The 13,485-nt window shown below is 72.7% G+C and carries 10 protein-coding genes and 2 pseudogenes; 4 read left to right on the top strand and 8 right to left on the bottom strand.

The genetic code is table 11. The features are described from left to right. Window positions 1-100: 100 nt before the first annotated feature. Window positions 101-1,630 carry an L-piperidine-6-carboxylate dehydrogenase gene (gene amaB, locus KN815_RS23270; RefSeq protein ID WP_216343881.1) on the top strand — a complete coding sequence of 510 codons (1,530 nt, stop codon included), beginning with the start codon at window positions 101-103 and terminating at the stop codon, window positions 1,628-1,630. A gap of 183 nt (window positions 1,631-1,813) precedes the next feature. On the opposite strand, the pseudogene KN815_RS23275 reads toward amaB, so the two are convergent. Continuing rightward, window positions 1,814-2,089: pseudogene (locus KN815_RS23275) on the bottom strand (IS5/IS1182 family transposase); the annotation flags it as partial. On the opposite strand from KN815_RS23275, the gene KN815_RS23280 reads away from it, so the two are divergent. Next, window positions 2,074-3,033: an aldo/keto reductase gene (locus tag KN815_RS23280; protein ID WP_216343882.1), complete on the top strand. Its 960-nt coding sequence runs from the start codon at window positions 2,074-2,076 to the stop codon at window positions 3,031-3,033. The pseudogene KN815_RS23275 and the gene KN815_RS23280 sit on opposite strands and share 16 nt — an antisense overlap. A gap of 97 nt (window positions 3,034-3,130) precedes the next feature. Further along, window positions 3,131-3,631 (top strand): annotated as a pseudogene (locus KN815_RS23285) (transposase); the annotation flags it as partial. 68 nt (window positions 3,632-3,699) lie between these two features. Here the strand turns inward: KN815_RS23285 and KN815_RS23290 are convergent. The 6 genes from KN815_RS23290 to KN815_RS23315 are packed head-to-tail and all read right to left on the bottom strand — an operon-like array spanning window position 3,700 to window position 10,729. Next, window positions 3,700-4,509, bottom strand: a complete 810-nt coding sequence (locus tag KN815_RS23290; RefSeq protein ID WP_216343883.1) for a glycosyltransferase family 2 protein — start codon at window positions 4,507-4,509, stop codon at window positions 3,700-3,702. Continuing rightward, complete coding sequence (locus KN815_RS23295; protein WP_216343884.1) at window positions 4,506-5,558, bottom strand: Gfo/Idh/MocA family protein; 1,053 nt, start codon at window positions 5,556-5,558, stop codon at window positions 4,506-4,508. Before KN815_RS23295 ends, KN815_RS23290 begins: the two co-directional genes overlap by 4 nt. Continuing rightward, window positions 5,555-6,775: a DegT/DnrJ/EryC1/StrS family aminotransferase gene (locus KN815_RS23300; RefSeq protein WP_216343885.1), complete on the bottom strand. Its 1,221-nt coding sequence runs from the start codon at window positions 6,773-6,775 to the stop codon at window positions 5,555-5,557. The genes KN815_RS23295 and KN815_RS23300 overlap by 4 nt, the downstream gene beginning before the upstream one ends. A 36-nt stretch (window positions 6,776-6,811) precedes the next feature. After that, window positions 6,812-7,528 carry an SDR family NAD(P)-dependent oxidoreductase gene (locus KN815_RS23305; RefSeq protein ID WP_216343886.1) on the bottom strand — a complete coding sequence of 239 codons (717 nt, stop codon included), beginning with the start codon at window positions 7,526-7,528 and terminating at the stop codon, window positions 6,812-6,814. Beyond that, on the bottom strand, window positions 7,525-9,621 hold the full coding sequence (locus tag KN815_RS23310; protein WP_216343887.1) for an AMP-binding protein: 2,097 nt from the start codon (window positions 9,619-9,621) through the stop codon (window positions 7,525-7,527). Before KN815_RS23310 ends, KN815_RS23305 begins: the two co-directional genes overlap by 4 nt. Further along, complete coding sequence (locus tag KN815_RS23315; protein WP_216343888.1) at window positions 9,614-10,729, bottom strand: radical SAM protein; 1,116 nt, start codon at window positions 10,727-10,729, stop codon at window positions 9,614-9,616. Before KN815_RS23315 ends, KN815_RS23310 begins: the two co-directional genes overlap by 8 nt. 136 nt (window positions 10,730-10,865) lie before the next feature. Between KN815_RS23315 and KN815_RS23320 the strand changes: the two genes are divergently transcribed. Beyond that, window positions 10,866-12,122: a helix-turn-helix domain-containing protein gene (locus KN815_RS23320; RefSeq protein WP_216343889.1), complete on the top strand. Its 1,257-nt coding sequence runs from the start codon at window positions 10,866-10,868 to the stop codon at window positions 12,120-12,122. 83 nt (window positions 12,123-12,205) lie between these two features. On the opposite strand, the gene KN815_RS23325 is transcribed toward KN815_RS23320, so the two are convergent. Next, window positions 12,206-13,485, bottom strand: a 1,280-nt coding sequence (locus tag KN815_RS23325; protein WP_216343890.1) for a C39 family peptidase, incomplete at its 5' end; no start/stop codon positions are given.

The raw sequence follows: 13,485 nt of genomic DNA on the forward strand, positions 1-13,485 counted from the left end.
CCTCTACGAGCAGCAGCAGAACGACTCCCTCGCACACCTCGCCCGTGAGCTGGGGCTCACCGGCACCCCCAGCTGACCCCTCACACCCCGAAGGACCGTCATGACCAGCACCGCACTGCCCACCACGGACGACCTGCGCGCCCGCGCCCGCGCCGCCCTGGAGAACATCGGCGCCGATGTGGCCGAGGGCAGCGACTTCCCCGCTCGCACACCCCTCACCGGTGAGAACCTCTTCGGGCTGACGGCCGCCACCGACGCGGACACCGAAGACGCCATCGCCGCCTCCCGTACGGCCTTCCTCGCCTGGCGCACCACGCCCGCGCCGCGCCGCGGTGAACTCGTCCGCCGCCTCGGTGAGTTGCTGCGCGAGCACAAGAGCGACCTGGCCGACCTCGTCACCATCGAGGCGGGCAAGATCCGCTCCGAGGCGCTCGGCGAGATCCAGGAGATGATCGACATCTGCGATTTCGCGGTCGGCCTGTCCCGGCAGCTATACGGCCGTACGATCGCCTCCGAACGCCCCGGCCACCGCCTGGCCGAGACCTGGCATCCCCTCGGCGTGGTCGGGGTCATCTCCGCCTTCAACTTCCCCGCCGCCGTGTGGTCGTGGAACACCGCCGTCGCTCTCGTCTGCGGCGACACCGTGATCTGGAAGCCGTCCGAGCTCACCCCGCTGATCTCCGTGGCCTGTGACCATCTGCTGGCCCGGGCCGCCGACGAGGTCGGCGCGCCGCGCGACGTTCACCGCCTCCTGCTCGGTGACCGCGCGGTCGGCGAGAAGCTCGTCGACGACCCGCGTGTAGCCCTCGTCAGCGCGACCGGCTCCACCCGCATGGGGCGCGAGGTCGGCCCCCGCGTCGCCGCCCGCTTCGGCCGCAGCCTGCTGGAACTCGGCGGCAACAACGCGGCGATCGTCGCCCCGTCCGCCGACGTGGACCTCGCCATCCAGGGCATCGTCTTCGCGGCGGCCGGCACCGCGGGTCAGCGCTGTACGACGCTGCGCCGCCTCATCGTCCACCGCGACATCGCCGACACCCTCACCGAGCGGCTGACCGCCGCCTACCACAAGCTCCCCATCGGCAATCCGTTCGAGGACACCACGCTGGTCGGCCCGCTCATCTCCCCCGCGGCCCTCGACACCATGGACAGCGCCCTCACCCGCGTCCGGGCCGAGGGCGGCAAGGTCCTGGTGGGCGGCAACCGGCGCCTGGCCGAGGCCGCCCCCGCGGCCGCCTACGTCGAGCCGGTCCTCGTCCGCGTAGACGAACAGACCGACGTCGTACGGGAGGAGACCTTCGCACCGATCCTGTACGTCCTCACGTACGACACCCTCGAGGAGGCGATCGCGCTGCACAACGACGTCCCCCAGGGCCTGTCGTCCAGTATCTTCACCCGCGACCAGCGGGAAGCCGAGATCTTCCTGTCCGCCGCCGGCTCCGACTGTGGCATCGCCAACGTCAACATCGGCACCTCCGGAGCCGAGATCGGCGGGGCCTTCGGCGGCGAGAAGGACACCGGCGGCGGCCGGGAGTCCGGCTCGGACGCCTGGAAGGCGTATATGCGCTCGGCCACCAACACCATCAACTACTCCAGCGAACTCGCCCTCGCCCAGGGCGTCAGCTTCCTCTGACCAGGCCCCTCGCACTCACCCACGAACGGCGGTCCGTCCTTTCCCCCGTGCGGGACGGACCGCCGTCGTGGTGTGGTGCGTGACGAGGGCGGCGCGGGGTGGGGCAGACCGGCCGAAAGGTGTGCGGTGGGGCCGGCTACGGAAAGCCAAGAGGGCTTGGAGGGCGCGCAGGTAGGCGTGGGTTCACGGTCGGCGGTTCGGGCGTTCGTTCCAGCGGTGGGTCGTCCACGCCTGCCGGCTCAGGCTACGCATGGTGATGATCGTGTCGGCGAGATCGAAGAAGGCGTCGATGACGGTGGCCCGCCGCTCGTAGCAGCGGGCGAGCCGGTAGAAGGCGTTCTGCCAGGCGTGGGTGCGCTCCACGTGCCAACGCCGACTGGCCTGGATTCCGGCGATGCGGCCAGCGGGGAACTTCAGGCAACCGAGCCCACGTTGGTCTTGACGTGACTGAACTTCGCCCCCTCGGCTCGTCCGACCTCCTTGTTTCCCCTCTCTGCCTGGGCGGCAACGTCTTCGGCTGGACCGCCGACAAAACCCAGTCGTTTGCGGTGCTCGACGCCTACGTCGCCGCAGGCGGCAATTTCATCGACACCGCCGACGCGTATATGAATTACTTTCCCGAGCAGGGCAACGAGCCGGGACAGTCTGAGAGCATCATCGGCGACTGGCTCGCCTCCCGCCGCAACCGCGACGACGTGGTCGTCGCAACCAAGGTCGGCGACCACCCGAAGTTCATGGGCCTTGCACCCGCCAACATCAAGGCCGCTGCCGAGGAGTCCTTGCGGCGACTGCGTACCGACCACATTGATCTCTACTACACCCATTTCGACCGGGACGAATCCATCCCCGTAGACGAGATCATCACCGCTCTCGACGATCTCGTGAAGGCCGGCAAGGTGCGTGCCATCGCGACCTCCAACATCAGCCCCGAACGGCTTTCTGCATCACTGGCCTTCTCCGATCGCGAAGGGCTGGCCCGCTACGTGGCTCTGCAACCGCAGTACAACCTCGTCTCGCGCGACACCTACGAGGGTGCGCGGCGGGAGGTCGTGCAGCGCGAAGGGCTGGCCTGCGTTCCGTACTTCGCGCTCGCCTCCGGCTTCCTCACCGGCAAGTACCGTCCCGGGAAGAGCATCGAGAACGTGCGCAACCTTCCCGGACTCGCCGGTGGCTACGCGGACACTGAACGCGGCGTGAAGGTGCTCGACGCGGTGGAGCAGATCGCGACGGCGCGGGGGGTGGAGATGGCCACTGTGGCGCTGGCCTGGCTTGCGCAGCAGCCGACCGTGACCGCGCTGATCGCCTCCGCACGCACCGTCGAGCAGTTGCCGGCGCTCTTCGCCGCGCAGGGCCTGCATCTGTCGGACACCGAGCTACAGACCTTGACGACAGCCTCGTCCTGACCGGGGGGCGCGGTTGGGGGCTGGGGCCCCGTCGCGGGACGGGCACGGGTCCTGGTGATCATGGAGTTGCGACGCTCTGTGATCACTTGGGAGAGCTGTGCCCGCGCTGCCGTCATGGCTGACAGAACCGCTCTGGGACCAATTCGCGGTCCTGCTTCCTCAGCGGCCGGAGTTTCACCCGGACCATCCGCTCGGCTGCCACCGCCGACGTATCAGCGACCGGGTCATCTTCGACAAGCTCCTGCAACTCTTGCCCTTCGGCTGCTCTTACGAAGCGATCGCCGACACGACTTGCTCGGCCACCACGATCCGCAGCCGCCGCGACGAGTGGATCCGACTCGGCAGGTTCGCCAGGCTCAAACAGATCGCGTTGGAGTCCTACGACCGGATCGTCGGCCTCGCCCTCGATCACATCGCTGCGGACGGCTCCATCACCAAGGCGCCCGGAGGCGGCGAGGCCGCTGGCCGGTCACCGGTCGACCGCGGCAAACAGGGCCTGAAACGCTCAGGTATGACGGATGGGTACGGAATTCCTCTGGGGCGCGTCCTGGCCGGCGCCAACCGCCACGACTCTCCCCTGCTCGCTCCCACGCTGGACCGCCAGTCGGCGTTGGCACGTGGAGCGCACCCACGCCTCTGCCGCCTGCGAACCTCATTCTGAAACGATCAGTAAGACGGCTCCGCGGCCTCGAAATAGGCGGCCGGACTGCCCGTCAGCAGCAGCGGCAGGGCGCGGACGTCGGTGGTGTCGTGGAGCGAGGCGAACCGCTGGTGGGTGACTTCATGCTGCTCCCAGCGGTCGGGGCGGGCGTGGGTGAGATGGACGCCGGGCGCGGCCCGGTCCACCGTGGGCCGGTGCCCCGCCGCCAGCAGCCGCACCCCCAGTTCCAGGTCCTCGCAGCCCCAGCGGGTGCCGAAGCCCTCGTCGAACCCGCCCGCCTGGTCGAACGCCGCCCGCGACAGCGACAGATTGGCGCCCACGCAGGCCAGCCAGCCCAGCCGGGCCGGGACCGTCCCGGCGGCCACGGCCAGCACGGCGGCCTCCAGGTTGTTGCGGACCAGCCGCTCGCCGCCGTTCAGCACGGCCGCCGCCGCGACCGGGTCGGGGCCATGGGCCGCCAGCCAGCGGCGCGCGGCGGGGAATTCCATCAGCGGACCGTGGACGAAACCGGGCCCGGTGCCGTGGGCGGCGTGCGCGGACAGGAAGCCGGGGCCGGTCAGGATGTCGTCGTCCACGAACAGCAGGCGGCTGCCGATGGCCGCTCGCGCACCGGTGTTACGGGCGGCGGCCCGGCCTTGGCGCGGCCCCTCGACGACGCGGACCGGCGCGTCCGCCGGGACGGCCATCGGGGCCGCACCGTCGTTGACGAGGACGATCTCGGCCGAGGGCGGTCCATCGGCCAGCAGACAGGCCAGCGTGGCGCGCAGCGACTCCGGCTTGTCCTTCGTCGGGATGACGACGCTCAGCCCGTTCATACGGCCGTGCTCTCCGGCAGGGCCAGTGGGCGGCCCGACGCCCGGTAGGCGGCCTCCAGCAGGTCCACCACGGCGGCGGACTCGGCCAGCTCCGCCGCCCAGTCCAGGGTCCCGGAGGCGAAGCCGACGATGGCCTCCACCTGCGCGTCGTACTCCCGTCCGACCGGGTCCGGCAGGGTGACACGGCGGTAGGAGTCGGGCCCCCAGGCGGTCAGCGCCGGCTCGGCCACCCGGTTGGGGCTGAACCCGAACGTCCCGGTCAGCACCCGGCGCTCGCCGCCGCCCTCGACGACGAACCGGGTGCGGTCGGTGGCGACTTCGCTCTCCCAGGCCGCCCGCAGCACCAGCCGGGCGCCGCCCTCGAACTCGGCGCGCACCGTGCCGTCCACCTCGACGTCCACCGGACCCGTACCGGCTCCGTCGCCGCGCCAAGTGGCCCGCCCGGGGGTGTGCCCACCGGCGTGCTCGCCGCCCGGTGCGCGCAGTTCGGCCGCCACCGCCACGAGCCGGGGCCGGCCCAGCAGCCCGAGCGCCACATCGGCCAGATGCCAGCCGAGGTCGAGCAGCGCTCCACCGCCCGCCGTGGCACGGCCGGTGAACCACGAGCCGGGGCGCGGCACCCCGCCCGCGCGCAGCCAGCTCGCCCGTACGGTCAGCGGCCCGGGCGGCAGCGCACCGGCCAGCCGCCGTACGTCCTCGCGGCGCACGGCGGCCCGGCTGACCAGCAGCCCGACTCCGCGCGCCCGCTCGGCCAGCACGTCGAACTCCGCGCGGCTCAGGCACAGCGGCTTCTCCACCACCACGGGTATGCCGCGCTCCAGCACGGCGGAGGCCAGCGCGGCGTGGGTGTGGTTGGGCGTGCCGATCACGACCACGTCGGGGCGGGCGTCCAGGAGACCGGTCCAGGACGTGGCCGCCGGGACACCGGCGGCCTCCGGGTCGTGGACGGCCGCCAGTTCCAGGCGCGGATGGCGGCGGATCCGCGGCAGCCAGACCGTCCGGTTGACCCAGCCGTATCCGAGCAGGCCCACCCGCAGCGCCGCGGTCACCGCGTCACCACGGCGTCGGTGGCCCGCGCGGCCAGGGCCGCGATCACGGTGGCCACGCGCTCCACCACCCGCGGTTCGGCCAGCAGCACCCGGTGGTGGATCCACAGGCCGTGGGCGCCCAGGTCCTCCGCCACCGCGCACCGCTCGGCCAGCTCCGGTACGGGCGTCGTGGGCACCGGGCCCGCCTGGAAGGACCCGGTGCGGTAGACGGGCGGGAAGTTGACGCACGCCGGGACGCCCGCCGCCGTCAGCCCCGCCACCAGCGCGTCGCGTGCCGCCCGGCCCGCCGACGGGTCGAGGGCCAGCAGATACATATAGTGCGGGTTGACGTCCATCCGCGGGTCGCGGGCCTGAAGGCGCAGCCCGGGCACCTTTGCCAGCAGCGTGTCGAGCAGGGCGGCGCGCTGCTCCCGGATCCGCGTCTGCCCGGCCAGCCGGGCGAGCTGGGCGCGCAGGATCGCCGCCGTGAACTCGCTGACGCGGTAGTTGGAGCCGCCCGTCATGTGCTGGTAGGTGGTGTCGCCGCGGGGCCGCCCGCAGGTGTGCATCAGATACGCCCGCTCGTATGTCTTCTCGTCGGGCAGGGTCAGCGCCCCGCCCTCGCCGGCGGTCATCAGCTTGCCGTTCTGGAAGCTGTAGCAGGCGACCGTGGGGAACGCGCCGACCGGCGTCCCGTCCCAGACTCCGCCCTGGGCGTGCGCGGCGTCCTGGATGAGCGCCAGGCCGTGGTCGGCGGCCAGGTCCCCCAGCCCGTGCATATCGGCGAGGTGACCGGCCATATGGACGGGGATGACCGCGCGGGTCGCCGGGGTCAGCGCGGTGCGGACGGCTTCGGGTGTCAGGCAGTACGTATCGGGGTCCACGTCCGCCGGGACGGGGATCGCGCCCACGTTCTGCACGGCCAGCGAGGTGCTGATGAAGGTGAACGCGGGCACCACGACCTCGTCGCCGGGCCCGATGCCGTGCAGCCGGAGCGCCAGTTCGAGCGCGGCGGTGCCGTTGGTCACCGCGAGCGCGCGCGGCGCTCCGTTGTACGCGGCGAACTCGCGCTCGAAGTCCTCGTTCTCGGTGCCCGCCGCCCGCCACCACTGACCCTGCGCCAGGACACGGTCCAGCGCCGCGCGCTCCGTGTGGTCGTGCTGGGGCCACGGCGGCAGGTCGTCGGCGTCGAACGAGCGGACGGGGGCCGGGGGCGCGGCTGTCGGGTCGAGGGTCACGTCAGAGTCCTTTCGTCACGGGAGTGCGTCCGGGCGTCACCATCGCGCGGCTCCGTCCACCAGCAGCGTCTGCCCGGTGATGTAGCCGGAGCGCGGCCCGGCCAGGAAGGCCACGGCGTCGGCGACCTCCTCCGGCGTGGCGAGGCGGCGCAGCGCGATGCGGTCGGTGACGGCGCGGTTCTCCTCCTCGGTGTAGAGCGAGGAGCCGGGACCGGGCTGGACGGCGCCGGGCGCCACGACGTTGACGGTGACGCCGAAACGGCCGAAGTCCCAGGCGGCCGACGCCGCCCACGCCGACAGCGCGGCCTTGGTGGCCGCGTACTCGGCCTGGCCGGGCATCCCGACGCTTCCGGCGCGGGAGCCGACCAGCACGATCCGGCCGCCCCGCTGGCGCAGCATCCCCTTGCCGACGAGCCCGGCCAGCCGGGTGACCGAGTGGACATTGACGTCCCACAGGCCGTCGTCGTCGCCGGGGGTCAGGACCGAGCGGCGCAGCGTCCTGCCGTGGGCGCACACCAGGACGCCGGGCACGACCCCGCGCTCCCTGATCCGATCCATCGCGGCGGCCGGATCGGTCAGATCGGCCTGGACGGGGTCGAGCGCGCCGATCTTCGCGGCGAGTGCGGCCGCCCGGTCCACGCCCTGGTGGCAGACGGGCAGGACGGTCATGCCCGCGTCGGCGAGGGCATGGCAGATAGCGGCCCCGAGCAGGCCGCTCGCGCCGGTCACCAGCGCCACGCGCGGACCGGTCACGGCCGCTCCCGGGCGGCGAGCAGCAGCGTGCAGGCGGGGCGGCCGAGATGCAGGGTCCGCCGGACGGTCAGCCCGGCGGCGGCCAGCCCGGCGGTCGCCGCCGCCTCGGTGGGCCAGGCGGTACCGCCGTGGGTGAGCCAGTCCAGCCGGGTCTCCGGGGGGACGCCCTCGGGCGCGTCCAGGAACACGTCGTCCACCAGCAGCCGCCCGCCGGGGGCCAGCCGCTCGGCGACGGCACGCAGATCGGCCGCCGGGCCGTGGATCGCGTTGGCGAGCACCACCAGGTCGAAGACCCCGTCGGGCAGCGGCTCGCGCCCGGCGTAGCTGCCCTCGCCGGCGACGTGGCGGTAGACACCGGGCCCGGCGGACACCTCCAGGAGTCTTTGGCCCACGGCGAAGCGGGCCAGCGCCAGGCCGCTGCGGGCGCGGCGGTGGGCGGCCGCTCCGTGCAGGGCCGTCTCGTAGACCTCGCGCAGCCGCTCGGAGGGCCCCTCGCGGTCGAACGGGCGCCGCGCGGCCCCGGACCGGACGACCTCCGCCAGGGCCTCGCGGGTCACCCACGACCGCGACAGCTCCGCCTCCAGCGCGACCAGCGCCGTGTCCGCGCCGCCGGTGCCCTCGCCCGCGGTGGGGACGGGGTCCTCGGGGCGCAGCAGCCCGGCGTCCTCGGCGGCGCGCAGCAACTCGGCGCAGGCGGCCTCGTCCAGGCCCAGCCGCGCCGCCAGTTCCGGCGCGGTCCTGGCTCCTTCGCCGAGCGCCTCGACGATGCCGAGGTCCACCAGGGCGAAGAGCAGCTCACTGCGCTTGTAGGCGGTGGCGGCGGCGACCAGGGCGTCCCGGCCCGCCAGGGTGAGCGCGCGCGGCGGAAGGGGTTTTCCGACCCGGCCGCGCGGCACCTCGCCGACGCACCGGACACGGTCGGGGACCTTCTGCGGGCCGAGCAGCGCCTTCGCATGCTCGCCGAGGCCCGAGACATCCGCGCCCGGTCCGCGCACATGCACCACCTCGGCCTGAAGCGCGACCGAGGTGCCGTGCCGGACGGGGTAGACGCGGGCGTCGGCGATGTCCGGGTGGCGGCACAGCGCGGCCTCGATCTCCTCCGGCGCGATCCACCGGTCCCCGCGCCGGATGGCCCGCGTGCGGCGGCCCAGCAGCCGCAGCCCGGTGGCGGGGTCGTAGGAGGCCAGGTCGCCCATGGGGTGCCAGGCGCCGCCGGCCACCCGCACCAGCAGCTCGCCCTGGGCACCGGGCCGCATATCGGCGCCGTCCGGGGCGACGACGCGGAACTCCACGCCGTCCAGCGGGAATCCGACGCAGCCGGGCGGGCTGCCGGGCGCGCCGCTGAACAGCGCCCCGGTCTCGGTGGAGCCGTAGTTGCGGGCCAGGCCGATCCCGAACGCGGCGGTGAACCGCTCCTCCAGCGCCGCGTCGACCGGACCCGCGCCGACCATGGCCAGGCGCAGCGCGTTGTCCGGGACGGCTTTGCCGGTGCGCCGCGCGAGCAGGCGCGCGATGGTCGGGACGAGCGCGAGCACGGTCGCCCCGGCGGCGATGTGCTCCGCGCAGCGGCCGAGCGCGGTCGGCGGGACCGCGGCGATCGCGCATTCGGCCTCGAACGCGGCATGCGCCCAGCCGAGTGCGTAGGCGTGCCACAGATGCAGCGGCAGCAGCAGCGTGTCATCCGGGCCCAGGCCCGCGTACCGCGCGTGCCGGCGCCCCTCCGCGCGCAGGGAGTCCGTCGAGCGCGGGACCAGCTTGGGCGCGCCGGTCGTTCCCGAGCTGGGCAGCAGTACGGTGCCCGGCGGGTGGCCCGAGGACGCGGGGGCGCCGGTGACCGTGAGGCGGTCGCCGTCCACGACGACGAGTCGGCCGCCCCCGGCCGCGTCCAGGAGCCTGCGGTGCTCGGCGGGCGGCGCGTCGCGGTCGAGAAGCAGCACCACGGCCCCGGCGTCGATCAGCGTGCGGTAGGCCGCGAGCCATGGGCCGCCGCCCGCCCCGGCGAGCGCGACGGTCGTCGCGGGCTCGACGCCGTCGAGCCCGTCGAGGCCGTCCAACCCGTCGCGGCCGCCCGCGGTGATCGCCAGGTCAGCCACCGCAGCTCACCCCGTCGCGCCCCTCCTTGTAGAGGCGCTTGCGCTCGGCGATCAACTCCCGGATCACCGGCGGGGCGTAGGTGGGGGCCTGGCACAGCTCGTCGAGGGTGATCTCGTCCTCGAAGTACATCGACAGGGTGTCCCAGGGCGTGAAGCAGCCCTTGCACGCGTTGAGCCGGGGCCGCTCGGCCAGCAGCGCGGTGTACAGACCGGTCTCGCCGACCCGCCGCAGCGACTCGGAGTGGTCGTCCTCCAGCAGATTGCCCATATTGGAGAACCAGATGTTCGGACACGGGGTCACCATGCCGTCGCTGAAGGTCGAGATGACCAGGCGCGGCAGATGGCAGCGGAAGGTCCGCTCGCCCTCCCGCAGGAACGACAGCAGCCGGTCGAAGTAGGGGCGGGGCGGCAGCACCGCCGCCAGCTCGTCGTAGCGGTCGACCAGCTCCTCGATATGGACGATCTGGTCCGGCCGCATCGCGAACCGCTCGGAGTCGGGGCCCCGCACCGGGAACGGGAAGAAGGTCGGCGGGCGCTCCCGGTCCGCGAGCCAGCGGGCGAACGCCGGCGCCTCGGGGGCGCTGCGGTCGTTCAGCACGCCGTAGATCTCCACCGGCAGGCCGCTGTCGAGGATCGTCTCGATCCGGCGCAGCACCTTGCCGTGCAGCGATTCGGTCTGCACCCGGTGTGAGTTGCCGGTGAACAGGTGGCTGTCCAGCGACACCTGAAGCACCACGTTCTTCCAGCCGCGCAGCTCCGCCAGATGCTCCTCGCGGACCAGCACCCCATTGGTCTGGACGATGAGCACCTCGTGCCGGGCGGCCTGCTCGCGCAGATAGTCCATGATCCCGGCGACCAGGAAGATCTCCCCGCCGGTGACCTTGAGCATCGGCGCGCGGAATGTGTCGTCGATGCGCCCGGCGATGAGCGGGAGGCGGCGGCCGAGGAGGCTGCCCTCGGCGTAGCGGTCCCGGGTGGGCGGCCCGAATATGAGCTGTGCGTGGTGCGACTGCTTGAGATTGCTCTGGCCGGTGAGGCAGTACGTGCAGCTCAGATTGCACGAGTCCTCATTGATGACCAGGTCGTTTCCGAGGAGTGTGTCGATCACGGCGCGTCCTTCCGGCAGCGGACGCCCAAAACATTAACTTTAGTTGGTGACTATCGTCAATAGCCCGAACTGCCTCCATCACCCGCAGGTCAAAGGATGGTCAGAGGGCGAGAGTCCGGCTACAATAGTCACAGCCATGAGAGCCGAACACAGTCAGCAACCAGAGTTCGGTCAGCGTGTCCGGCGGCGACGCGAGGAGTTGGGCTTCTCCCAACGCCGACTCGCTGGCGACATCGTGACCGCCAGCTATATCTCCCTCCTGGAGTCCGGTCAGCGCTCCCCCACACTCGACCTCGTGCTCCATCTCTCCGAGGTGCTCCAGATGCCGCTGGAGGAGCTGACCGGCCGTGACAGGTCTTCCGCCGCGCCCGCCGAGCCCGGCGGCCTCGACCTGGTGATCGCGCGCTCCGCCGCACGCGGCGCCGCCGAGCTGGGCGACCACGCCCACGCGGCCGAGCTGCTCGCGACCGCCTACACCACCGCGGTCGAGCGCGGCACGACCGCCCTCCAGTTCGACCTCGGTCTGGCGCTCCAGGAGGAGCTGCGGTCGGCCGGGCGGCAGCCCGACCGGCTGGCGCTGCTGGAGCGCCTCGCCGATCAGGAGTGGGCCAGGACCGATCCGCATCTGCGCGTCGTCCTGTTCACCGAGCTGGCCACCGCGCAGCGCGACACCGGGCGGCTGACGGACGCGCGCAAGTCGGCCTATACGGCGCTGGGTGAGCTCGGCCCGGCCGAGCTCACCGGCGCGTTCGAGCATGTCCGGCTGCTCGGCATCCTGATCTCGGTGCTCTGCGAGCTCAATGACCTCGGCCAGGTCGAGCTGCTGCTCAAAGAGATGCTCTCGCTCGCCGAGGGCCACCGCCCGCCCGTGCGCGGCCGGGCCCACTGGGTCTCCAGCATCGCGTACTCCCAGCTCGGCATGGCCACCGCCGCGCGCCGCCATCTGGATCTGGCCCGCGCCCAGCTCACCACGCCCGACACTCCGGTGCGCGACTGGCTGCGCTTTATGCGGTCGGCCGGCAATGTCCTGCTGGACGACGGCGACCCCGGCGCCGCCCTGCCCTGGCTTCAGGCCGCCGAGCAGGTCGGTCCCATGGTCAACGCCCCCGACGAGACCACCCGGATCGTCGCGCTGCGGGCCCGCTATGAACTGGCCGTGGGCGCCGCCGCCGAGGTCGTCGAGGTCTACCCCCGGCTCAGCGCGGGCTCCGCGCCGCTGACCGGCCCCGATCTGGTCCGCGCCAATCTCATCCAGGCCGAGGCGCTGGCCGAGCTGGGCCGTACCGAGGAGGCCCAGGCGCTGCTGCGGCAGACCGCGGCCCTCTGCGACGAACTGACCGCCTATGAGCTGGCCGTCCGCGTCTGGAAGCGCATCGACACGCTTCGCTCATGAGGATTTCGTCACCGGTGGCGCGGTGAGCGGATCGCGTGCCGCCCGGCGGCGGGCGGCACGCGTCCCCTTCGGCGGGCGCCCGCTCAGCGGATACCGAGTTCGCCGAGCACCCGGCGCTGGGCGGAGGTGGGCTTGGCCGGGAAGTAGAGGTAGCAGACGCCTCCGGTGCCCGAGGCCACCTTGCCGTTCGCGTCGTACCGCTTGGTCCGCAGCCAGATGTTCTCCCACTGACGCCGCTTGTAGACATGGCGGACCGCGTCGTTGCTGGGCGAGGCCGGGTCATTGGCGATGATGTCGCCGTCCGCCGTGAAGCCGATGACGGTCATCAGATGGCCCGAGGTGCCGTATCCCGCGCCGTCCAGCTCCGTCTTGAGGAAGGACTGCGAGGTGATCACCGGAATGCCGGCGCCGATCAGCTTCTCGGCGTCGGTGAGCGAGCCGAGCCGGGTGACCACGCCCTGCATATCGCGGTAGGTGGCGGCGTAGGCGGCGTTGAACGGCCAGTTGCCGCAGCCGTCGTACTGGTAGTCGAAGGTGGCCCGGGCGGCGTGGCAGACCTGCGGATCGGCGTAGTCGGGGTTGACCCAGGACAGGTCGGCGGCGGAGGGCTTACGGCCCCAGTACTCGATGATCATCTGCGAGGAGGTGGGGCTGCACCATGCCTCGCCGCCGTTGTCGTACTCCGGGTACTGGCCCTTGTGGATCTCCTGCGAGTAGCGCGGTACGCCCAGTTCGCGCCCCTTGGGCAGGCTCGGCGTGGAGGCGGGCACCTCGAAGCGGTCGGGGACGTCCGAGCCCATCGCGCCGACCCGCCACACCGTGGGGGTGAGCTTGGTGCCCGGCTTGCGGTAGAGGGTCAGCCGCACCTGGTACGTGGCCAGCCGCAGACCGCTCGCCGGGTCGTCGATGGAGAAGGTGTCGGTCCACACCGAGCTCTTGTCGTCGCTCTGGTCGTCCACCGAGGTGCGCCGGATGGAGGAGGCGCCGTCGTCGGAGGCCCAGCGGCCCATGACGTACCAGGGGGTCGCGGAGCCGTCGGTATAGGTGCCCTTCAGCTCGATCTGGATCCAGGTGCCGGCGGGGGTGCGGGCGTTCCAGGAGACGATGGCCTCGGTGGCGGGCACGGAGAGCGTGCGCACCGGGGAGGTCCAGGTGGCGTACTCCCAGGCGGCCTTGGTGCCGGTGTGCGGATCGGTGTAGTCCACACTGCCCAGCGGGCGGGCGAGCACGATGCCGGGGCGGGCCCCGGCCTCGGCGCGCACCCCCTGGGCGGCACCGGCCAGCCAGTCGGCGTGGCCGCTCCAGCCGTGGTATTCCGCGACCCGGGCGGCCTTCGAGTCCGCCGGGGCCGCGGCGGCCCCCT

Source organism: Streptomyces niphimycinicus (assembly GCF_018883605.1).
Taxonomy (GTDB): domain Bacteria; phylum Actinomycetota; class Actinomycetes; order Streptomycetales; family Streptomycetaceae; genus Streptomyces; species Streptomyces niphimycinicus.

Coding starts and splice junctions, on each gene's coding strand:
- amaB (WP_216343881.1), top strand. CDS start 101: ATGACCAGCACCGCACTGCCCACCACGGACGACCTGCGCGCCCGCGCC.
- KN815_RS23290 (WP_216343883.1), bottom strand. CDS start 4,509: ATGAACGGGCTGAGCGTCGTCATCCCGACGAAGGACAAGCCGGAGTCG.
- KN815_RS23320 (WP_216343889.1), top strand. CDS start 10,866: ATGAGAGCCGAACACAGTCAGCAACCAGAGTTCGGTCAGCGTGTCCGG.